This window comes from Williamsia sp. 1138, from assembly GCF_002095435.2.
Taxonomy (GTDB): Bacteria; Actinomycetota; Actinomycetes; order Mycobacteriales; family Mycobacteriaceae; genus Williamsia.
This window is the reverse complement of the sequence record NZ_MJEJ02000047.1, coordinates 39,895-61,723: the sequence shown is the minus strand read 5'-3', so window position 1 is coordinate 61,723 and position 21,829 is coordinate 39,895. Positions and strand designations below refer to the sequence as shown.

23 protein-coding genes are annotated in these 21,829 nt (G+C 65.5%); 14 read left to right on the top strand and 9 right to left on the bottom strand.

All coding sequences use genetic code 11. The annotated features are described in order from the left end of the window. Window positions 1–20: 20 nt before the first annotated feature. Window positions 21–701: a guanylate cyclase gene (locus BH683_RS17540; protein ID WP_084837731.1), complete on the bottom strand. Its 681-nt coding sequence runs from the start codon at window positions 699–701 to the stop codon at window positions 21–23. 89 nt (window positions 702–790) lie between these two features. Between BH683_RS17540 and BH683_RS28720 the strand changes: the two genes are divergently transcribed. Next, window positions 791–955 carry a hypothetical protein gene (locus BH683_RS28720; protein ID WP_168187068.1) on the top strand — a complete coding sequence of 55 codons (165 nt, stop codon included), beginning with the start codon at window positions 791–793 and terminating at the stop codon, window positions 953–955. 17 nt (window positions 956–972) lie between these two features. On the opposite strand, the gene BH683_RS17535 is transcribed toward BH683_RS28720, so the two are convergent. Together BH683_RS17535 and BH683_RS17530 are read right to left on the bottom strand one after the other, a co-directional pair. Next, window positions 973–1,440: an SRPBCC family protein gene (locus BH683_RS17535; protein WP_084837568.1), complete on the bottom strand. Its 468-nt coding sequence runs from the start codon at window positions 1,438–1,440 to the stop codon at window positions 973–975. A gap of 24 nt (window positions 1,441–1,464) precedes the next feature. Further along, entirely contained in the window at window positions 1,465–2,349 is an 885-nt protein-coding gene (locus BH683_RS17530) for an SDR family NAD(P)-dependent oxidoreductase (protein WP_084837567.1), read from the bottom strand. Window positions 2,350–2,464: 115 nt separating this feature from the next. Between BH683_RS17530 and BH683_RS17525 the strand changes: the two genes are divergently transcribed. Genes BH683_RS17525 through BH683_RS17515 form a run of 3 tightly spaced genes read left to right on the top strand, consistent with a single transcriptional unit; the run spans window position 2,465 to window position 4,572 of the window. Beyond that, window positions 2,465–2,824 (top strand): VOC family protein, encoded by a 360-nt coding sequence (locus tag BH683_RS17525; protein WP_084837730.1) that lies wholly within the window; start codon window positions 2,465–2,467, stop codon window positions 2,822–2,824. A gap of 58 nt (window positions 2,825–2,882) precedes the next feature. Further along, a complete protein-coding gene (locus BH683_RS17520; protein WP_084837729.1) occupies window positions 2,883–3,521 on the top strand; it encodes a CoA pyrophosphatase in 639 nt (212 codons plus the stop codon). A 37-nt stretch (window positions 3,522–3,558) separates the two neighbouring features. Beyond that, the gene (locus BH683_RS17515; protein ID WP_084837566.1) at window positions 3,559–4,572 is read left to right on the top strand and encodes an iron-containing redox enzyme family protein; all 1,014 of its coding nucleotides are present in this window, start codon (window positions 3,559–3,561) and stop codon (window positions 4,570–4,572) included. A gap of 34 nt (window positions 4,573–4,606) precedes the next feature. Here the strand turns inward: BH683_RS17515 and BH683_RS17510 are convergent, their stop codons facing one another. Together BH683_RS17510 and BH683_RS17505 are read right to left on the bottom strand one after the other, a co-directional pair. Next, entirely contained in the window at window positions 4,607–4,834 is a 228-nt protein-coding gene (locus tag BH683_RS17510) for a CDGSH iron-sulfur domain-containing protein (protein WP_084837565.1), read from the bottom strand. Continuing rightward, on the bottom strand, window positions 4,831–5,592 hold the full coding sequence (locus BH683_RS17505; protein WP_084837564.1) for a HemK2/MTQ2 family protein methyltransferase: 762 nt from the start codon (window positions 5,590–5,592) through the stop codon (window positions 4,831–4,833). Before BH683_RS17505 ends, BH683_RS17510 begins: the two co-directional genes overlap by 4 nt. 198 nt (window positions 5,593–5,790) lie before the next feature. Here BH683_RS17505 and BH683_RS17500 point away from each other — a divergent pair, with 198 nt between their 5' ends. From BH683_RS17500 to BH683_RS28715, 5 genes are all read left to right on the top strand, one after another. Then, window positions 5,791–6,474: a hypothetical protein gene (locus tag BH683_RS17500; protein ID WP_084837563.1), complete on the top strand. Its 684-nt coding sequence runs from the start codon at window positions 5,791–5,793 to the stop codon at window positions 6,472–6,474. 107 nt (window positions 6,475–6,581) lie between these two features. Next, window positions 6,582–8,057 carry an NCS2 family permease gene (locus BH683_RS17495; RefSeq protein WP_084837562.1) on the top strand — a complete coding sequence of 492 codons (1,476 nt, stop codon included), beginning with the start codon at window positions 6,582–6,584 and terminating at the stop codon, window positions 8,055–8,057. Between the two features lie 98 nt (window positions 8,058–8,155). Continuing rightward, the gene (locus BH683_RS17490) at window positions 8,156–9,397 is read left to right on the top strand and encodes an MFS transporter (protein ID WP_084837728.1); all 1,242 of its coding nucleotides are present in this window, start codon (window positions 8,156–8,158) and stop codon (window positions 9,395–9,397) included. Window positions 9,398–9,452: 55 nt separating this feature from the next. After that, complete coding sequence (locus tag BH683_RS17485; RefSeq protein WP_084837561.1) at window positions 9,453–10,373, top strand: alpha/beta hydrolase; 921 nt, start codon at window positions 9,453–9,455, stop codon at window positions 10,371–10,373. Between the two features lie 81 nt (window positions 10,374–10,454). Further along, window positions 10,455–10,619, top strand: coding sequence for a hypothetical protein (locus BH683_RS28715; protein WP_168176670.1), 165 nt, complete (start codon window positions 10,455–10,457; stop codon window positions 10,617–10,619). Between the two features lie 88 nt (window positions 10,620–10,707). Here BH683_RS28715 and BH683_RS17480 read toward each other — a convergent pair whose 3' ends face one another. The 4 genes from BH683_RS17480 to BH683_RS17465 all read right to left on the bottom strand — a co-directional run bounded on the left by BH683_RS17480 (window position 10,708) and on the right by BH683_RS17465 (window position 15,824). After that, on the bottom strand, window positions 10,708–11,346 hold the full coding sequence (locus tag BH683_RS17480; RefSeq protein ID WP_084837560.1) for a DUF305 domain-containing protein: 639 nt from the start codon (window positions 11,344–11,346) through the stop codon (window positions 10,708–10,710). After that, entirely contained in the window at window positions 11,343–12,902 is a 1,560-nt protein-coding gene (locus BH683_RS17475; RefSeq protein ID WP_246833439.1) for a hypothetical protein, read from the bottom strand. Before BH683_RS17475 ends, BH683_RS17480 begins: the two co-directional genes overlap by 4 nt. Before the next feature lie 88 nt (window positions 12,903–12,990). Further along, window positions 12,991–13,806, bottom strand: coding sequence for a hypothetical protein (locus BH683_RS17470; RefSeq protein ID WP_084837559.1), 816 nt, complete (start codon window positions 13,804–13,806; stop codon window positions 12,991–12,993). After that, window positions 13,803–15,824 carry a serine/threonine-protein kinase gene (locus tag BH683_RS17465; protein WP_084837558.1) on the bottom strand — a complete coding sequence of 674 codons (2,022 nt, stop codon included), beginning with the start codon at window positions 15,822–15,824 and terminating at the stop codon, window positions 13,803–13,805. Before BH683_RS17465 ends, BH683_RS17470 begins: the two co-directional genes overlap by 4 nt. 171 nt (window positions 15,825–15,995) lie before the next feature. Here BH683_RS17465 and BH683_RS17460 point away from each other — a divergent pair, with 171 nt between their 5' ends. From BH683_RS17460 to BH683_RS17440, 5 genes are all read left to right on the top strand, one after another. After that, complete coding sequence (locus tag BH683_RS17460) at window positions 15,996–16,496, top strand: hypothetical protein (protein ID WP_084837557.1); 501 nt, start codon at window positions 15,996–15,998, stop codon at window positions 16,494–16,496. Beyond that, a complete protein-coding gene (locus tag BH683_RS17455) occupies window positions 16,496–16,996 on the top strand; it encodes a nuclear transport factor 2 family protein (protein WP_084837556.1) in 501 nt (166 codons plus the stop codon). The genes BH683_RS17460 and BH683_RS17455 overlap by 1 nt, the downstream gene beginning before the upstream one ends. A 218-nt stretch (window positions 16,997–17,214) precedes the next feature. Beyond that, window positions 17,215–18,213 carry an acyl-ACP desaturase gene (locus tag BH683_RS17450; protein WP_084837555.1) on the top strand — a complete coding sequence of 333 codons (999 nt, stop codon included), beginning with the start codon at window positions 17,215–17,217 and terminating at the stop codon, window positions 18,211–18,213. A gap of 97 nt (window positions 18,214–18,310) precedes the next feature. Beyond that, a complete protein-coding gene (dusB, locus tag BH683_RS17445; RefSeq protein ID WP_094647555.1) occupies window positions 18,311–19,444 on the top strand; it encodes a tRNA dihydrouridine synthase DusB in 1,134 nt (377 codons plus the stop codon). 200 nt (window positions 19,445–19,644) lie between these two features. After that, window positions 19,645–21,792, top strand: a complete 2,148-nt coding sequence (locus tag BH683_RS17440) for an LCP family protein (protein ID WP_084837553.1) — start codon at window positions 19,645–19,647, stop codon at window positions 21,790–21,792. Window positions 21,793–21,829: the final 37 nt, after the last annotated feature.

Genomic DNA, 21,829 nt, shown 5'->3' with positions numbered 1-21,829 from the left:
AGCAGGAGGTTAGAGATCACCTATCGGAGATCGACGGCGATTTCCGTACCTAGTGCATACCCCGGGGCCAGCGGAAGCGTGTCGCCGCTCCAGAACTTTCCCGGGTCGAACCAATTCGCATGTTTCTCGGTCGCGAGCAAGCCCATCTGCTCATAGGTCATCGCTACCACTTCGGCACAATATGCGGTTTCCAGTCCCGCATTTTGCTTGTTCTGATTCCTCTTCTCGACAGTCTTACGAACCTTTCTGTCGAGGACGGGGATTCCTCGGGTGACATCATTTACCGTCGGAACTCGACCCCGGAACCAGCGGCCGGCCAACCGCGCAGTGGTAGGGAATGCCGTGCCGTCCATCTTCGCGATGACTTTCAGCAGCAGATCCTCCTGCTCGCGCTGGGCGTACGGCGTGAGCTGACGCAGCCAGCAACGCTGCCCGTACTTCTGCATCCACTGCAGCGCCGCGTCCCGTGCGTCGTTCAACTGCACTCCGCGGTGATTGGTGCCGGTCCACATGTCGGTGAGCTTGTTCCCGAGTTCGGCATGCCACATCAGCGGCGGCAGATCGTCGATCGCGACGGTCATGGCGACGTGGTTGACCGGGCTGTTGGTGAGCGTCTGAATCGCTCGATCCGGCCCGGAGCGACCGCGGAACAGCCAGATGTCTCCTGTCCTCGCCTGTTCCAGCGCCTGGTCGAGAGAGATCGGAGGGGGCCTGTGGGGATGCACCCCCAAAGACTAAACGGATCGACACGACTTACGCAGCACCGCAGATCGGCGATAGTCTCACCGGTGTGGGCAACGCGTGGAAGTGGATCGGACTGGCCGGGGTCGTCGGGGTCGCAGCGAGTGGCGTGCTCGTCGCTCGCGATCAACGGCAACGAAATGCGTACTCGGCAGATGACATTCGCGACCGGCTTCGCAAGCGATACGAAGAGATCGACACCCCCGACAACTGACCCCGATTCCGCCTCGGTCAGGCGAAGCGAGCAGCCAGCGCCTTCAACGTGCCGCTGATACCGTCACCGTTCTTCTTGTCGAAGCCCATCACGGTGATCATCTGCGGAATCTTGGCCGTCGAGTAATCGAATGTCTCGACCACCGTGGTTGTGGTCGGCGAGGTCTCCTGGAGCTCCCAGCGCCACTTGTGCCCGAGCGGGTGCTGCCATTCGACGACCCTGTTGTCCTCGAAAGCCGTCACCGTCGAGGTGATCTTGTAAGGAACGCCGAACTGCTTCATCCCGACGCTGAACTTCGCGCCGGAGCTGAGGCGGTCCGGTCCCTTGACGGGGGTGTCGCGGACAGTGCCCGACCCGTCGAGTTCTGGATGTCGGTGCGGATTTGCCACCAGCGCAAAGATCTCGGCTGCCGGCGCGTTCACCACAACCTTGCGCGACACCTTCTTCGGTCCGGAATCAACTGTTGCCACGGTTGCATCTGCCATGTGTGCCAACCTACGCGGATTCGTTCACAACGGGTATGACGTGCCCGTTTCCTTCTCGGCAGCGGCCCAGAGCCGGCCGGCGAGATCGTAGTCACACGCTAGAGCCGACCGCCCGTAGAGCACGGGCACCCCTCTGAGGGCTCGCAGACCGTCGACGCTGACATAGGAACCCGGGGGAATCGGTTCGGTGAGGCAGTAGAGCGTGGGCGCGGCACCGGCATCGATGTCGTTGGCGAACGTGTTGGCCGCCGCCTGCACCACTTTGTGGACCACGCCCAACTTGGGCTTGTTGGAGATGTTCGACGCTGCCCACCCGGGGTCGCACAGCATCGCAGTCACCGGCGACCCGCCCTCCCGCAGCCGCCGATCGAGTTCGAGACCCCACAGCATCACCGCGAGCTTCGACTGCGCGTACGAGCGCGAGATACGCCATTTCACCTGCCGGAGATGGAGGTCCTCGGGGTCGATGGTCGCGTTCCGGTGAGCGTTCGAACCCACCAGGACCACCCGCTCGCGCACCCGTGGCAACAGCAGGTTGGTCAGCGCGAACGGACCGAGGAAGTTGGTGCCGATCGCGGTCTCGAATCCGTCGACCGTCGACGCGCGATGTTGCGGGACCATCCCGGCGTTGTCGATCAGGATGTCCACCTCGCCGTCGAGTGTGTCGACAAACCGGCGCACCGAGGAAAGATCGGCGAGATCCACCTGGGCCACCTCGGTGGTCCCGCCGATCTCGGCCTCTCGCTCGTTACCCAGCTGCGCATTGCGAACCGCCAGGACAACCTCCGCGCCTGCCCCCGCCAATGCTCTGGCCGTCGCGAACCCGATGCCGTTCGTGGCCCCCGTGACCACGATCCGCTTGCCCCGAACGATGCCCAACCGGCTGGGCGACCACGACGACGGTTCCATGCGACCGAGGGTATCGACCGATACCTACGAGCGAATCAAGATCCGCCGGACCGCTGTCTTTCGTCGTCACCGGGGCAAGAATGAGAACGTCCCGCAACCGATTCGAGGAGTCGCCATGCAACCCACCGGCATCGTCGCCAACATCGCCGTCCCCGACATCCCCGAGGCCCGCGAGTTCTACACAGACTTCCTGGGGCTCGGCGTCGAGGCCTTCAACCTCGGCTGGGTTGCGCACTTCCAATCACCGGACGGCCGCGCAGCGGTCCAATTGGTGACGCGAGACGCAACCTCGCCGGCCGACTCGGTGATGTCGGTGCACGTCGGCGACGGCGTGGACGCAGCATACGAAGACGCGCTTCGCCGCGGGCTGGAGATCGTGCACCCGCTGACCACCGAGGAATGGGGTGTGCGCCGATTCCTGGTCCGGGCGCCCGACGGGAACGTCGTCAACATCGTCAGTCACAAGGACGACTGAGGACCTCTCACCGACGCCACCTGAGCAGGTGACCGGACCGTACGGCATTGTGAAGTACATGAGCGGCATCACCACGACCGGCGCAGACCAGGACAGCCCCGAGGAGCTACGCGCCTCGATCGTCCGACGCCTCGAGGAGTTCGACCACACCACGGCACCACTCGACGGGGCCCGCGGAGCCGCGGTGGTGATCGCCGTGACGAGCCGCAACGGTGAATACGGCATCTGGCTCACCAAGCGACCGTCGAAGATGCGCGAGCACCCCGGACAGTTCGCGTTGCCCGGCGGTCGCATCGAACCCGGCGAGGACTACGCGACGGCCGCACTGCGCGAACTCCACGAGGAACTCGGCGTCGAGGTGGACCGGGCCGACGTGCTTGGGCGACTCGACGACTACGTCACCAGGTCCGGGTACGTCATCACCCCGATCGTCTGCTGGGCCGGACCCGACAGGGAGACCACCCCCAGTCCGGGCGAGGTCGCGCAGCTCTTCTTCATCCCGATGGCCGACCTGCAGGTCACGCCGCGGTTCATCGACATCCCCGAATCCGATCGCCCGGTCATCCAGATGCCACTGGTGGGATCGCTGATCCACGCCCCGACGGGCGCGGTGATGTACCAGTTCGCGGAAGTTGTCCTCGGAGGCCGAGCCACCCGCGTCAACGACTTCGAGCAGCCGGTGTTCGCATGGCGCTGAACGTTTCCAGCGACCTCCGACCGGGTAGCTGAGCACAGTGACCTCCTCTCTGAGCCCGATCACCCGCACACTGCCCGCGCCCTGCGGGCCACTGTCGTCGGCGGTGACCGATGCCCTGGCCGGAACACCCACCACGTCATGGGAACTGCCCAACGTCAGCCAGAGCGCCTGGGACACCCAGGCCTATGGCAAGGACCTGCAGCTCGCGCTCTACATCTGCTACGAACTGCACTATCGCGGCTTCACCGACGTCGATGACGAGTGGGAGTGGAATCTGGACATCCTCCGGTTCCGCGCGCAACTCGAGCAGGTCTTTCTCGGCGCACTGCGCGCAGACGTCGAAGCCGGCGACGACGCCACCGCGGAGATCGAAGCACTGTCCATCGAACCGGGTGAAAGCGACGGACCGTCGTTTCACCTGCGCGACGAAGGCACCTGGGAGCAAATGCGGGAGACCTTCGTCCACCGCTCGATCTACCACTTGAAAGAGGCCGACCCCCACGCGTTCGCGATCCCGCGACTGACCGGGCAGGCGAAGGCCTCGTTCGTGGCGGTCGAATTCGACGAGTTCGGGGGCGGAAAAGGCGAGAACCTGCACCAGCAACTCTTCGCCGACCTCCTCACCGCCGCCGGTCTCGACGCCGGCTACCTCGCCTACATCGACCACGTTCCCGGCGAGTCGTTGGCACTGGTCAATCTGATGTCGATGATCGGACTGCACCGCTCGCTCCGGGGCGCCACGATCGGGCACTTCGCGGCCACCGAGATAACGTCATCGCCCGGGTCACGGCGGCTGATGGAAGCACTCGAGCGCATGGGCGCGCCGGAGGCCTGCGTGCGGTTCTACCGCGAGCACGTCGAAGCCGACGCCGTGCACGAGCAGCTGATGCGCCACGAGGTCGTCGGCGACCTGCTGGCACGCGAACCAGAGCTGGAATCGGATGTGGTCTTCGGGATCCGAGCATTCGGATACCTCGAGGACAAGCTGGCGGACCTGCTGATGACGGCGTGGCGCGAGGGTCGTAGTTCGCTACTCATCCCCGTCGACTGACGCGGCCTGACCCGCGGTAACCCACCCGCGATGGTCAGTCCCGTTGCGGGAGAGCCTTCTTGCGACGGTGACTGGTGTCGCAGAGCGGAAAGTTCTTGCTGCGCTTGCACGCACACAGGGCAACCGTGAAACGGTCCGACTCCACGACGCTGCCATCGGGCATCTCGATACTCACCGGACCGTCGACCATGATCGGACCGCCCGCCACCACACGGATGTGGGTGGTCGGGCGGCGTTCTGTCGGACGGTCCGCTGCGGTCATCTACGAACGCCGCCCGACTCGTCCGCCCGAGCCTTGTCGGCCCTGATCACGACCAGCTCTTCTTCCCGGCGACCGGGCTCCAACCGACCGAGCACCTCGAGCCAACGGGCGTTCGCATTCAACACAGGTCCGAACGGGATCTTCTGACGGGCAACCACTTCGGCGCGAAGACCGCCCGCACGCAGGCCGATCAGGGAACGGTCGACATCGGAGAACTCCGACTGCACCAGGAGCATCGTCCCGCCGGGGGCGAGCAGATCGGGGGCGGAGACACACAGCGGGTCGAGCAGCGAGCGACCGTCCCGGCCGCCATGCCAGGTCCGGGTCAGTCCGACCCCGGCGTCCGACAGGGTGTCGGCGGGTACGTACGGCGGATTCGACACCACCACATCGTAGGGACCGGCGTCCAGCGCCTCGTGGAGCGAGCCTTTGTGGGCATCGACGACCACGCCGGCGGCCGCGGCGTTTGCGCGAGTGGCCAGCACAGCCCTCGGCGCGATGTCGTAGGCACTGACGCGGGCTGCCCCCAGCACGGCTGCCCCGACCGCCAATACGCCACTACCGGTACACAGATCCAGGACACGACGTCCGGCCACCAGGTCACGCTCGGCCAACGCAGTCAGCAGCAACAACGAATCCTCTTGCGGCGCATAAACTCCGGCGGGCACGCGAATCGACTCATAGATCTCGAGTGCTTCATCGACCGGATCGGACGTCTGGGTGTCGAAAATTGCCGGGACTGGCTGGGCTGCGACCATCTTCTTCGCTCCTCGCGATTGAGCTGCTGCGCGACGCCGACGCGACTTCTTTGCGGCGGGTCCGAACTCCTAATGCCCCCCCGAGCAGGTGGCGTAAACCACTCTCATCAGATCACGTTCCGGTTTCGCAATGCCCAGGTCAGGGTATCCGCCACTGAAATCCCCTTCGTCCAGCCCACCTTCGGGCCGAGGAGAGCCATGAAAGCTGCCGAACTGGCCGGTCTCCCGATCAGAGCCGGGGCCGCCATCCGCGGGGCCCGCCTTTTCCATCCGAACGGCGTCCTGGCCACCGGAACCCTGACGCGGACCGCATCTGAAAACGTCGGCCTGCCGGTGGAGACCGGTGCCGTGATCGCCCGGGTATCGAAGGGTGTGGGCCTACCGGGCGCGTTGCCCGACGTCATCGGACTCGCGATTCGCATGGAGCCCCACGACGGCGACGACACCCCCTGGGACGTACTGTTGGCCAGCGCTCTCGGCGGGACGGGCTGGCGTAAGACGATTCCCTTTCCCGCGCTTTCGCTCGGGTCCTCCGTACTCAGTACGCTTCAGCCCCTTGACCACGACGGCGTCAGTTGGTGGCTGCGCGCGACACTGGCCACCCGGCCCGATGGTCACAACCCTTCGCTGAGCGAGATGAAGAGGGGCATCGACGACGGCGGCCTGGTGTTCGAACTCGAACAGACACGCGGACACACCCCATTTCTTCCGCTGGCCCGGGTGGAACTCACGGCCACCGTGCCCGAATCCGACTATCCGGACATCGGGTTCGACCCGACCGCGAACACCACCCGCGGTGTCCGCCCGGGACCGGGCTGGCTTTGGTCGATCCGAGAAGTCGCCTATCGACGCAGCAGACAGGGCCGCGACGCCGAGAACTGACCCCACACACCAGGTCCGCGATTGTGCTCGACCGGTAGGGGTTTGTACGATCTCGAACGAGTCGGTCTCGGCCATCGTCGGTCGAGTCGGGAGGGGCGCGGCACCAGATGACGACCGGCAGCGACAAGGTCACCGATCAGTCCGGACCACAGTCCGCGATCGACCGGTATTTCAAGATCACCCAACGCAATTCGACGCTTGCCCGCGAGGTGCGCGGCGGTCTGGTCACCTTCTTCACGATGGCCTACATCGTGGTCCTCAATCCGATCATCATCGGCGGCGTGCCCGGTAACGCCAAGAACGCCGACGTCCTCGGAAACGTGCTGCCACTGGCGCAGGTCGCCGCGGTCACCGCCCTGGTCGCCGGCATCATGTCGATCGTCTTCGGTCTCGTCGCCAACTATCCGTTCGCCATCGCTGCAGGTCTCGGCATCAACAGCTTGCTCGCAGTGTCCATCGCCCCTCAGGTCACGTGGCCTGAAGCCATGGGATTGGTCGTCGTCGACGGCATCATCATCGTGTTGCTGGCGGTCACCGGTTTCCGTACGGCGGTGTTCCGGGCGATACCCGGTGAACTCAAGGCGGCCATCGCGGCCGGCATCGGCGCGTTCATCGCGTTCATCGGCTTCGTCGACGCAGGTTTCGTCAAACGGATCCCCGACGTCGCAGGCACAAACGTCCCGGTGAGCCTGGGCATCAACAACTCCATCGCGACCTGGCCGACCCTGATCTTCGTGTTCGGGGTGCTGCTGATGGGCATCCTCGTGGTGCGCAAGGTGCGCGGTGGCCTGCTGATCGGCATCGTCGTGACCACCGTCGTCGCGATGATCGTGCAGGCTTTCGCCGACCTCGGCCCCTCCGTCGACGACAGCAAGGGCTGGAGCCTCAACATCCCGGATGTCCCGTCCTCGGTCGGCGATCTTCCGGACCTGAGCCTCGTCGGCGACGTCGACTTGTTCGGGGCGTTCACCAGGATCGGTGTCCTGTCGGCGTCGGTTCTCGTGTTCGCACTCGTCTTGTCGAACTTCTTCGACGCCATGGGCACCATGACCGGCCTCGGCAAAGAGGCCGAACTGGCCGACAAGGACGGCAACCTGCCGAACATCGGCAAGGCACTGGTCGTCGAGGGCACCGGCGCCATCGCGGGCGGCGTCGGATCGGCGTCGTCGAACACGGTGTTCGTCGAATCCGCATCAGGTATCGCAGAGGGTGCCCGCACCGGGCTCGCCAACGTGGTCACCGGCGTGCTGTTCCTGATCGCGATGTTCTTCACCCCGCTGTATTCGGTGGTTCCCCTCGAAGCGGCCGCGCCTGCCCTGGTGGTCGTCGGCGCGATGATGATCTCGCAGGTGCGCGACATCGACCTCACCCGCTTCGACTACGCGCTCCCCTGCTTCCTGACCATCGTCGTCATGCCGTTCACCTACTCGATCGCCAACGGCATCGGCGTCGGATTCATCACCTGGGTCGTCCTGGCCACCGCCCGCGGCCGGATCAAGACAATCCATCCGTTGCTCTGGGTGGTCGCCGGATTGTTCGTCCTGTACTTCGCGAAAGAGCCGATCGAGACCCTCATCGGTTAACCCGATCTTGGTGGGTTCCGGCGACCGTTTCCCCAGGTCGCCGCCGCCAGAACCCACCACAACCGTGAACTAAACTGGGGCAAATGCAGCTGCCGTTGATGTTCTCGTCCCTCGGGGTGAGGAACTATCGGCTCTGGGCCGGCGGCCAGGTGGTGTCGCTGACAGGCACCTGGATGCAGCGCATCGCCCAGGACTGGCTGGTCCTCCAGCTGTCCGGCGGCAGTGGTGTGGCGGTCGGGATCGTGATGGCTCTGCAATTCGGGCCCACCGCGATCCTCTCGCTTCCCGCAGGCGCCCTCGCCGACCGATTCGACAGACGCAAGCTGCTGATCGGCACCCAGGTCGCGATGGCCCTGTGCGCGTTGATCCTCGGCGTCATCGACGTCAGTGGCGCCGCGAATCTGCCGCTGGTCTACGCACTCTCGTTCGCCCTCGGGTGCAACTCGGCGGTCGACGCCCCCGTCCGGCAGTCGTTCACCATCGAGATGGTCGGGGTCGAGCAGCTTCCCAACGCGGTGGCGTTGAACTCGCTGACCTTCAACCTCGCCCGGATCGTCGGACCGGCGCTGGCCGGACTGTTGATCACCCTCATCGACACAGGGCCCATCTTCCTCATCAACGCCGGGAGTTCGATCGCCGTCATCATCGCGCTGCTGGCCATGCGCAGCAGCGAGCTGATGCGCAGCGCCAGATCCATTCGTGATCGGTCGATCCGCAGCGGTATCCGGTACGTCCGGCGTCATCGTCATCTGGTGGTGGTGCTCGCGACAGTGTTCATGGTCGCCACGTTCGGCCTGAACTTTCCACTGTCCCTCGCGCTGCTCACGGCCAACACCTTCGAGGGTTCGGCCGGCGGTTACGGACTGTTGTCGACGATGCTCGCCATCGGCACCCTGGGCGGAGCCGTGGTGGCCGCGCGACGCACCAAACCTGCTCGGGTGCGTCAATTCCTGGTGGGGGCCTTTGCGTTCGGGATCGCCGAGGTCATCGTCGGATTCATGCCGACCTTCTGGCTGGTGGCCGTGATGCTGATCCCGGTCGGGATCGCCAACATCATGTTCAGCACAGCAGCGATGAACATCATGCAGCTCTCGGTCGAATCGGACATGCGCGGCCGGGTCATGGGTATCTACATGCTCTGTTTCCTGGGTGGCACACCGATCGGCAGTCCCCTACTCGGGTGGCTCGCCGAGATCACCGATCCGCGGACCCCGCTGATCATCGGTGGGATCGTCAGCGCCCTCTCGGCCGCGTTCTGCGCGATCGTGCTGCTGCGGTCGACGCACCAACGTCCCGGACTCGATCACGGGAAGCTCGTCCTGACCGCAACCGGCGAATGACCCGGTCAGACGCGAATCGGACCACCGCGGTCGTTTTGAGTGCCATCCTGGGTGGGTGATCGACATCGACCGTCCCAAGCTCGAAGGCAGTGTTGCCGTGGGCGAAGGCAGGCGCATCGGGTTCGCCGAGTTCGGATCCGCGACCGGACGCGCCGTCTTCTGGCTCCACGGCACCCCTGGAGCCCGCCGCCAGATCCCGCTAGAGGCCCGCACCTACGCCGAACGGAACGACATCCGGATCATCGGACTCGACCGTCCGGGGGTGGGTTCGTCCACGCCGTACAGCTATCCCAACGTGTTGTCGTTCGCCGACGACCTCGCGACCGTGGCAGACACCCTCGGCATCGACCGCTTTGCCGTGATCGGGCTGTCAGGCGGCGGTCCGTACGCCCTGGCGGTCGCTCGTGCGATGCCCGAGCGGGTGGTGGTCACCGGCATCCTGGGTGGGGTCGCTCCGACCATGGGACCCGATGCGATCGACGGTGGCGCGATGGTGCTGGGCAAGTTTCTCGCACCGATGTTGCCGGTCATCGGGGCACCGATCGGCCGAGTCCTGAGTTCGTTCGTCCGCGTCGCACGGCCGATCGCCGAACCGGCCATCGCCATCTACGGCCGCCTCTCCCCCGCGGCGGACAGAGAACTGCTGCAACGGCCCGAGTTCAAGGCGATGTTCCTCGACGACCTGCTCAATGGTGGTCGCAAACAGATGGAGGCGCCGTTCGCCGATGTTGTCGTCTTCGCCAGGGATTGGGGTTTCGCGGTCGGCGACATCACCGGACCGGTCCGGTGGTGGCATGGCGACCGCGACCACATCATCCCGCACACGCACGGCGAACACATGGTGCACCTGCTCCCCGACGCCAAGCTCTTCACCATGGCAGGCGAAAGTCACCTCGGCGGGCTCGGGATGGCGGTGGACATCATCACCGAACTCATGGCTGTCTGGGATCAGGAACAGCCCCTCATCCCGCGTTGACCCAGATCGCGCGAACCCCCACCAGTAAGCTGACCGAAGGTGCCGCACAGGTGCCTGCGAAGCAGCAGGGAGTGTTGGGACATGTCGGACTGGGTGCACAAGATCAAGGAAGAAGCCAAGGGCTTCGTCGCGAAGGCCGAGCAGGAGTTCACCGTGCTCGAAGGTGTAGACGGCGTCGATCCGCTGGACAAACGGGCCGGCGACGTCGAGGCCCACGAGGCGGAGAGCGCACCGAAACCCGAGTGACCGCCACCTCGCCGGGTGAGCGAGCCATCTTCGGCACGCTCGGCGGCAGTTTTAGCACGCTCGCCGGCAGCTTCGGCACGCTCGGCCGTCAGACCGGGTAGGGCAAGGCCTCGCCACCGCGCTGATGCAGCATCACCGTCATCACGGCGATCTCATCGGACTGGCCCTTCACCATGGCGACCGCAGCGCGCCTGATCTCTGGGTTGGCCACCGTGCGACTCGCGTGTCCTGCCATGTCGATCCCGCCCTGATGATGCCGGATCATCAACTGCAGGAACAAGATCTCACCGGGTACGCCCGACGCGGTATGCAGTGCCGTGAGTTCGTCGCCGTCGGCCATCCCGGGCATCTCCCCGGTGTCGCCGGCGTGGCCGTGCCCGGCCTCGCCCATCCACCTCATCGGTTCAGCGCCTTGGAGCGGTGCGTCGAGCATCTGCAGCCATCCCATCATCTGCCCGATCTCACGCCACTGCGCGCTACGGATCTGCGCGACCAGTCCACGCACATCCGGTGCGGCAGCGCCCGGCACCAGATCGCACATCATCACCGCCTGCTGATGATGCGCGGACATGTCTTGGGCGAAGCCGATATCGACCGCCGTGGCCACCGGGGCCGCCACCGCGTCGCTCTCCTCGCTGTCGACGGCAAGGCCGACGCACAGACCGATGACGAGCGCGACGATCGCTACGACGACCGGCCAGAGCCATTGACGGAGCGCGATGTTCATGTCAGCGGGTAGACCGCCGGGTCGAGCTGCAGAGTCATGAACCCGTTGTCCATACACGTCACCCACAATTGGTCGCCATGGAACTCCGGTGGCGACAAGCACCAATCCGCGGACAGATCGCCGCCGACCAGCCGGCTCTGGTCGTTGATGATCCCGTCGATCGGCGAATCACCCTGCAGCACCGCTCTCGCGACCGCCAGCGTCCCGATGATCGGCGGTGCGGCAATCGACCCGAGCAAGGCGTGGATCGAATTGGTCAGCTGCAGGTGCTTTCCCGTCTGGGCGGGCGGGTTGTAGTAGGCGATTTCTTTGAAGTCATCCGGGTCACGGATGTCGAAGACGCGGATGCCTGACTGGATCCACCCGCACGCCATCGCCGTCGGGTCGTCCTGCCGATCGATCGCGCAGTAGTGGGCGTCGTAGCCGAACACGCCGTTCGCCGTGGTACTGCCGGCCCAACGATTCGCGTTCTCGGGCAAATTGATTGCCAGCTTGATGGCGTTGCGCTGGCGTAGATTCGACGAATCGACCGCATCGAACAATTTCACCCCACCCGAGCCGCCCTCATCGACAGAGAACACGTGAGGTGTGCCGTCGTACGTGGCGTAGATGGTGTGCTGGGTGATCTGTCCGTCGGCCCACAGCTTCTCACCGACGTGTGGCATCAACTGAGCCACAATGGTTCGCGGCTTCCGGTTCTGGACCGCGGTGACGTCGATGACCGTCAGCCCCAACAGGTTCGAGAGGTACAGCGTGTTGCCGTCGGGCGAGAAGCCCACCCCGTGCGCTTCGATGCCCGTGATCCCGGACCACACGATCATCGGGTTGCGCGGATCGGTGAGGTCGACCGCACTGACGTAGCCCGGCGCGATCCCGGTCACCCAGTACGTATTGCCGTCCGGGGAGAAGTCGCCCTCGTGGGTCGTGATGGGGATCGGCATCGTCAGTTGCGAACCCGCGCCGCGGTTCAGCAGTCGCGGATGTGCACAATCCTGGGAGATGTCGTAGACCGAGATGTATCCGGCACCCTCGAGGAGACCGACGCCGGTGCCGACGAGCAATCCGCGTTTCTGATTGACCTTCAACGACTCCCACGTACCGCCGACCATGGCCGGCTCGGTGAGCACCGCAGACAGTTTGGGTGCGCGAGGATCGGACACGTCGAGCACCTGCACACCCGGGTTGGGTCCGAGAAAGTTCGTCGGAAAGGTCGAGCCGGTGTACGAGCAGTTCTTGTAGGTCGCACTGACGATGCCTGCGCCCTCGCCCTGATACCGGCCGACGAGATCGATGTTGCAGTTGTAACCCTTTGTGCTGCGGCCCGACTTGCGGTCTCCGAGCGGCACCTCACCCTGGATGCCGGTCTCGACCTGGTCGCCGTCGCGACAATTTGCCTCGCCGACGGCGGTCGGCCAGACATCGGTCAGATCGTTGTACCCCGGTGGCGCTGTCGCCATCGCCGGACTCATGGTCAACGCCGTCGCTGCGGCAGTCACCACCGCCAGCGTCACCGCCGCCCTGATCATCGATCGTGCAGTCCCCACCCATGTACCCACGCGACGCCCCCTACGGCTTCATTGCCGGTCCTCGGGGCGACGATATCGGCTGCGCCTCCGCGGTGGAGGGTTTTCGCGGAACCGCGTATCAGTTCACCGGGAGACTGTCGGCGACCTGGGCCAATTTCTCCACGGTGGTGCTCTTGTCGACGGCCGACAACTCTATGTACAAGTCGGGAATCGAATCGACCGACATACCCATCCAGCGGGTGTCCTCGCCGCCGCCGCCGTTGATCGCACGACCGTGCTGCCAGGTCGTCGAACTCACGCCGTCCCAGGTCCGAATCTCGTCCATCCGGCTGTTCAGCGCCTCCGGACTGACGTAGAAGTCGGTCCACAGATCGTATTCATCGCCGTCGACCTCGACGACACAACGGAAACCGGCCTTCAAGAACTGCTCCCCCGACCCGTTCACGTCAGCTGCCTCCTCCGGCGGGACGGCGTCCATGCGTGTCTCACACCGCATCCCGTTCCAGCCCTCGTCGGACGGCGAGGCCGGCAGCAACTCCGGCAGGGTGGAAGCCGGTTGTGCGAACAACCCCCATCCGGGTCCGACCTCGACCGACTCGGCACCGCTGGGCGGCGAGACCCGCCCCTTGGAGTCGACGGCACGCACCGAATACGCGACGGTGTTGCTCCCGGTAGGCGCGATGGCCGAGATGTCGCGGAACTCGGTGTCCGGGCCCGAGTACACGACTTCCTCGCCTCGACTCAAGAGGTATCCGGACGCCGTCGAATCCGCCTTCCAGGATACCTTCACGGCTCCGTCGTCCTCGCTGACGCTGAGACCAGTCGGGGCACCGACCGAATCACCCGCACCACGCACGAAGTACGTAACCGCCAGCGACACCACCAGAGCCACGATCGCACCGACGATCAACAGCGGCCACGCCCAGCGCTTCACAACGGCAACCTGTCCAGTTGCGCCTTCGCATCGGCGTCCTTGCCGTTCTCCATCGCGACGGACACGTCGTAGACCTCCCGGTCGCTGTCGTCGAAAGCCAGGATGGCGGTCCCCGCCCAGTCGCTGGTCGGGCTCGGCGACTGGTAGAGAACACCCGACGCGCCCTGGTCTGTGGTCTCCGACGACGTCTTGAGACCCAGCGAGGCGAGGTAGTCGTCCCGCACCTGCCGCGAGGGGTACTGCCTGATCCGAATCGTGAAGTCGCCGCCGGAGTCACGGCACAGGACGCTGCCGGACTTCGGGATCTCGGCGTCCACCGTGCCGGTGCCGCCGAAGCAGGCTTCTCGGCCGTAGTTGTCGCTGGACAACGGACTCGGGCCGACGATCTCGGGGAAGGTGGCGGCGATCTGTTCCAGACCGTGCCAACGCTGTGCGACGTTGACCTCACCACCGGCCTCGCTGTACGGCGATTCGTCCCGGTCACCGGAGCGTGCGGACACCGAGTAGGTGTAGGTGCCGGGCAGTGGCATGGGTTGGGAAAACCTCGGTTCGCTGCCGACATAGATGATCGACTCACCTTGCCGAAGAACATATTCCGAGGCACCGTCGACCTCGGGCCAAGTGATGTCCACGGACGCATCCGCGACCGTGGCGGTCGGTGGCGCCGGAGTCGCGAGTGCGCCCCCTGCGCCACCGGACAGCAACAGTCCCGCAACCACGCCGACGACGAGCGCCAGCACGATGATCGGACCGGCCATGACGGCTACGCGCTTGAACCACGGCGCCTGCGGCGCCGACCCACCCGCGCCGGCGGCGCCGTACATCGCACTCCCGGGCCCCGCAGGAGGCGGGGTCCCCGCACCACCGTAGGGCTGATATTGACCGCTGCGCATCTGCGGACTCGACGGCGACGACCGGACGCCGACCGGAACCGCAGGCCGCGACGTCCCGTACCCCTGATCGACCGGGCCGGGCTGATACGGGCCCGACTGATAAGGGTTGGACTGGTAAGGGGTGGACGGCCCCCGCCCGGGCTGCGGAGCAGCCTTCGGCGGAAAGGTCACGGCGCCGACCGGCGTGCGCGGCGAACTGTGTTGCGGCGGGACGGGCTTGATCACCGGCGGCCGGACGAACGCCTGTTGCGCGCGCGTACTGTTCGGCGCGCCGCCGCCCTTGAGCGCCTCCTGCGCCGCGTCTGCGAGTTCACGGCCCGAATTGAACCGGTCCGCAGGCTTCTTCGCCATCGCCTTGGCGATGACCGCGGCCATCGCGGCCGGGACCGCGGGGTTGGCGGCGGCAGGATTGGGCGGCGGGTTGAACATGTGCGCCGCCATCAGCCCCTGACTGGTGGGTGCATCGAAAGGAGCGGTGGCGGTGAGTAATTCGTACAGACTGCAGCCCAGGGCGTAGACGTCGGCGCGATGATCGATCTCCTCGCCGCCGATCTGCTCGGGGGCGCTGTACCGCAGCGTGCCGACTGTCATCCCTACCGAGGTGAGGCTGCTGTCGGTCTCCTGCGCCATCCGGGCGATACCGAAATCGGTCAGCTTCACCGCATCCGGGTTCATCGGGTCGGCACCGGGAGTGATCAGGATGTTGCCGGGTTTGACGTCACGATGGAGCAGACCTTTGCGGTGGGCATAGTCGAGACCATCGGCGATCTGCGAGACGATCCGCACGGCGAGGCGCGGATGCAGCGGACCTCCCGAGAGCAGTTGCGCCGCATCGGTACCCGAAACGAACTCCATCGCGATCCAGAGCTGGCCCTCGTGCGTCCCGCGGTCGAGGACATTGACCAGATTCGGGTGACTGAGCGGCGCGACCAGGTCCGCCTCCCGCTCGAAACGCGCCCTGGTGTCGGGATCGGTGCCGTAAGTGCTGTTCAGTAATTTGATCGCGTCGGCACGCGGCAGCCGCGGATGCTGGGCCTTGTAGACCTCGCCCATCCCGCCACGGCCGATCAGCTCCAAGATCTGATAGCCACCGATATGGGAACCGATCGCCACGCCCATCGCCATTGCCTTTCACCTGACCTGCTGTCGGCAGGTTAGGCAGATACTATCCAGCGCCGCGGCGACCACACCAGCTATCGCCCACCGAATACACCGTCTGATCGATCGGGGCGAATCCTTAGCGTCGATCGGGGCGAATCCTTCGCGCGCCTTCCGTTAAGCACATACGCTCAACTCATGAAATCGCCTGGTTCCAGGGTCCTCGCCTGCGCTCAGCTGGCCGGGGCCGCGCTGTTCGTGGTCCCCGCGCTGTGCCTCATCCCATCGACGGCTGCGGCAGCTCCGGTCGCCACCTGCACCCCGGCGCAGCAACTCGCCGGCGCCGAGACATACGTCGCGGCATTGGCCGATCCGTCGTTCGCCTACGACGTTCCCGTCGCCGACGACGTCGTCCGATTCGAGAACGGTGTGCAAACCGGCTTCTCCGGGGACGTGATGCAGGCCGAACTGGCCGCACACCTGCAGTACGCCGGCATCACCGCAATCAAGAACCAGCACTGGTCGGCGGCCGGAAATCTCGTCCGCGTCGTCTACGACCTCGAGTACGGCGTCGGCGATCTCAACCTTGCCGATTCCACCATCGACGAGACCTTCGCCTTCAACAACGCATGCGACATCGCGCGCATCGACGCGACCTTCTCCATCCGGCCGGGAAACTCGATCACGGGAGGCAACTGATGGGGCAGTTCAGCAGAGCAGAACTCGAGGCGGAGTTCGCCAAGTTCAAGGCCGTCAACGACAAGGTCGCGATCACCCAGGACTGGGATCCGTGGGCCGACCAGTTCACCGTCGACGCCGACTACGTCGAGCACGCCCTGGGCACCTTCAAGGGTCGCGAAGAGATCCGGACCTGGGTCAAGAAGACGATGGGACGGTTCCCCGGCAATCACATGGTGGGTTACCTGTCGCTGTGGCACGTCGTCGACGAGGAGACCGGCCGCATCATCTGTGAGATCGACAACCCCATGCGTGACCCGGGCGACGGCACGGTGTTCACCGCCACCAACATCACCATCCTCACCTACGGAGGCGATGGACTCTGGGCCAAGGAAGAGGACGTCTACAACCCGATGGAGTTTGCCCAAGCGGCGAAAGCCTGGTGCAATAGGGCCCAAGAGCTGGGGAATCTGACCGACGACGCCACCAAATGGCTCGAAACGGTGGGAAAGTACTTCTGATCGGATGCGCGGAATCTCGACCACCTGCGCGTTAGCTGCACCACACGGTGCCCAGCCCGGCTAACACCAGCCCCACCGATGACGAAGCCGTACAGAGACAGAACCTTGATCGATGTGACGCCGATGAGTGACACGGCGCGTTGTTTACAACTAGGGTGGCGGCGCAGCGACCCCGTATCCTGGAGCCTTACAGCCTAGCCTTCTTGGAGGAATATCTAATGGCACGCGAGTTGACCCAACTTGAGCTTCTGAAGGAACTTGCACCGGCGGCCGAGGAAAACGTCAACCGCCATCTCCGCACCACGAGGAACTGGCACCCCCACGATTACGTGCCGTGGGACGAGGGCCAGAACTTCGCCGCCCTGGGCGGCAAGGACTGGGATCCCGAGCAGTCACAGCTGGACGAGGTGGCCAAGGCCGCCATGATCACGAACCTGCTGACCGAGGACAACCTGCCCTCCTACCACCGCGAGATCGCGGAAAACTTCACGATGGACGACGCGTGGGGACACTGGGTCGGCCGGTGGACCGCCGAAGAGAACCGTCACGGCATCGTCATGCGCGACTACCTCGTCGTGACCCGCGGCGTCGATCCCGTGGCCCTCGAAGAGGCCCGCATGATCCACATGACCAACGGCTATTCGTCGATCGCCGCCGCCGGCGACCGCGCAAGCGAGTTCGACAACGGTGAGGGTTCGGCCGGAATCCTGCGGTCCGTCGCCTACGTCACCTTCCAGGAGCTCGCGACCCGCGTCTCCCATCGGAACACCGGCAAGGCCTGCAATGACCCGGTCGCCGACCGCATGCTCCAGCGCATCGCCGCCGACGAGAACCTGCACATGGTCTTCTACCGCAACATCTGCGGCGCCGGACTCGACCTGGCCCCGGATCAGACGCTGCGCGCCATCTACGAGGTCGTCTCCAACTTCCAGATGCCGGGCGCGGGCATGCCCAACTTCCGCCGCAACGGCGTCTTGATGGCCAAGCACGGCATCTACGACCTGCGTCAGCACCTCGAAGAGGTCATCGAGCCCGTCTTGCGCAAGTGGAGGATCTTCGAACGCGAAGACTTCAGCGCCGAGGGCGAGAAGATCCGCGAAGACCTGGCCGCGTTCCTCGAGAAGCTCGGCGCCGACACCCTCAAGTTCGAAGAGATGCGCGATCGCGCGCTGGCCCGCGAGGCCGCCAAGCGCGAGAAGCTCTCCGCCGCGTCCTGACTCTAGAGAAAGCACTGCTCTGACCGCCGTACTCGCCCAAACGACAACTGCCCTCGCTGCTGAACAGACGGGTCGAGCTCCGGCTTCGCCTTCGTCTCTGCGCATCGGGTCCATCGAGCTCTCGAGCCCGGTGGTCCTCGCCCCCATGGCCGGGGTCACAAATGTTGCGTTCAGAACGTTGTGCCGCGAGCTCGAGCTGGCCCGCACCGGCACGGTGGCGGGGTTGTATGTGTGCGAGATGGTCACCGCACGTGCTCTGACCGAGCGTCATCCGGTCACCATGCACATGACCACGTTCGGTCCGGACGAGAATCCCCGGTCGATGCAGCTGTACACGGTTGATCCCGAGTACACCTACGCCGCCGCGAAGATGATCGTCGACGAGAACCTTGCCGACCACATCGACATGAATTTCGGCTGCCCCGTCCCGAAGGTGACCCGCAAGGGCGGCGGATCGGCGATCCCCTACAAGCGCCGCCTCTTCGCCAACATCGTCGCCGCAGCTGTCCGGGCGACCGAGGGCACCGATATCCCGGTGACCGTCAAGTTCCGGATCGGCATCGACGACGACCATCACACCCACCTGGACGCGGGCCGCATCGCCGCTGAGCAGGGCGCCAAAGCCGTTGCACTCCACGCTCGTACGGCATCGCAGCGCTACTCGGGCACCGCGGCGTGGGATGAGATCGCCCGCCTCAAGGAACACGTCACCGAGGTGCCGGTGTTGGGCAACGGCGACATCTTCGAGCCCGGCGACGCCACCAGGATGATGCAGCAGACCGGGTGCGACGGCGTGGTGATCGGCCGCGGCTGCCTCGGTAGGCCATGGTTCTTCGCCGAGTTGAGCGCCGAGTTGAACGGCACACCTGCCCCAGCGGCACCAAATCTCGGCGAAGTGGCGCAGATCATCATTCGGCACGGACAACTCCTCTCCGATCATCACGGGGAGTTCAAGGGCATGCGAGAGATCCGCAAACACGTCGCCTGGTACCTGCGCGGTTTTCCGGTCGGTTCGGAGCTGCGGCGCGAGATGGCGTTGGTGGAGACTGTGCAGCAGCTCGCCGACCTCGTCGGTCAACTACCCGCTGACGTGCCCTTTCCGGCCGACGGTCACGGTCCTCGCGGTCGGCAGGGCTCACCGTCCGCGGTCGCACTCCCCGACGGCTGGCTCGACGATCCCGACGACGAGGCCGTTCCGGACGGCGCCGAGGTGATGCATTCCGGCGGCTGAGTTCGCCTCCGCGAATCCTGCATCTGGAAACGCCGGTTTCATGTTGTCGAATGCGAACGCGTCGTGAACGATGTGTATCCCCTTGCCACACCCTCCTCACGCGGTCGGCCCAGTATCATCGACACCGCGCCGTGCCCGGCTGGCCAGAGTCCATCGGGCCTGAGATCCAGCCCGGCGCCCATGAGGCCTAAGGAACATGTGTGAGCGACGACGAACTGCGGGGGCGCACGCCCGAAGAACGCCGCAACGAGATTCGCCGTCGGCTCGGTGCACCGTCTGACGAGGTCCTGCGCGAGCCCGCCGTTCGCCCCAACGATCCACGCTCGGGCGACAACCGCCTGACGGTCCGCGAACTGCTCAACCGGATGAACGCCGCCGGCAGTCCGGATGCCGACACCCCACCGCCTGCCGGCGCTCCGGGGCCACAGTCAGCCGCCGACCAGCCTGCCCGCCGGCCGCGACGTTTCCGGCCGGCCGATGCGCCCACCGAGACGATTCTCGGCGCCACCGGCCGCCCGCCGGCCGACGAACCCAACACCGAGGTCATCCCGGCCACCCCCCGTGGCCCGGATCAGCCCGACGCTGCCGCCGACGATGTCGAGGTGACCCGGTACATCGCTCCGGTCGACACCGACAACAGCCCCGATCTGTCGGGCACCGCCACCGCCCGCCGCGCTTCGAGCGAATCGCAGGGGCAGGTTCCCCCCGCTCCCCCTGCGGACGACGACAACCCCACCACCCGGGTCCCCCGCACGGTCGCGCCGGTGGCCACCGGCGGCGGCAGACGCCATGCCGCCCCCCGGAGCCAACGCGATCGTCTGCACCTCATCCGCACCGCCACCATCACCGGTCGCGTCGTCATCGCAGTCGCCTGCGTGATGGCCCTGCTCGGCACCGGTGTCGTCTGGGGATATCAGAAGGTCAAGGACGGCAACTGGAACACCGTCGACGCGGTCAACTCCGACAGCGAGAAGATCCGCGACAAGCAGCTCCAGACCGGTGACGAGACCTACCTCATCGTCGGCACCGACACCCGATCCGGGGAGAACGGCAAGATGGGCGCCGGCGGTGCCGAACTGTTCGAGGGCGCTGCGCGTTCGGACACCGTATTGCTGGTCAACATTCCTGCCGACCGCAGTCGCGTGGTCGCGGTGTCCTTCCCACGTGACCTGCAGGTGAACCGCCCCGAGTGTGTCGGCTGGAACAACGACGCCGGCGCGTACACCACCGATGTGCTGCCACCGGCCGACGGCGTGAAGTTGAACAGCGTGTACGGGGAGGGCGGCCCGAAGTGCATGGTCGAAACCCTCACCGACATCAGCGGACTGAACATCAACCACTTCATCGCCATGGATTTCTACGGTTTCGAGAAGGTGGTCGACAAGATCGGCGGCGTCGAGGTCTGTTCGACGGTTCCGCTCAATGATTACGAACTCGGCCCGATCCTGACCAAGGCGGGAAAGCAGACGCTCAGGGGCGGCAAGGCGCTCGATTACGTACGCGCCCGCAACATCGAGACCGAGGGCACCGGCGACTACGGTCGGATCAAGCGTCAGCAACTCTTCATGTCATCGCTGCTGCGTGCCTCTCTCTCCAGCAAGGTGCTCGCCAACCCGGCGACCCTCAACGGCATCATCGACACCTTCATCAAGTACAGCTTCGTCGACCAGGTCAACACCGACGACCTGCTGCAACTCGCGCAATCGATGCAGGGTCTCGACGCCGGCCGGGTGACCTTCCTGACCGCTCCGACGTCAGGAACCGCCGAAGACGGTTCAGGCAACGAGATCCCGCGTGACGACGACATCCGCGCCATCTTCGATGCCATCATCAACGATGAGCCGCTGCCCGGCGAGAAGCAGGAAGCACCATCCACCACCTCGAGCAAAACAACGACCACGCCCACCACCTCGGCGGCGCCGAAACCATCCGTGACCACCGTCAACGCGGTGTCGCCGTACGCCGTTTCGTTGCGCATCCTGAACGGCACCGGCACCACCGGCGTCGCGAGCGGCATCTCCGAGAGCCTGGCGGCGCAGGGATACCAGGTGAACGGCGTCGCGGATGCCTCGGAGAACCGGACCGACACGGTCGTCCGCTACGGCGCAGGTCAGCAGGCTGCCGCCGCGACCGTGGCGCAGATGTTCCCGGGCGCGTCCATCCAGTCGGACCCGAACCTCGAGGCGGGAATCGAGGTGATCGTCGGCAGTTCGTTCACCGGCGAGCTCGGCGAGGCGCCGTATGAGGGTGCGCAGATCAGCGCGGACGAGCTGGCCCGCGAAGCCGACGGCGGCGAACTGCCCAACGACCTCACGGTGACCAACGCCGGCGACACCAGCTGCAGCTGATCCCCAGACGTCGGACACTCGTTCATTCGCAGTTCAC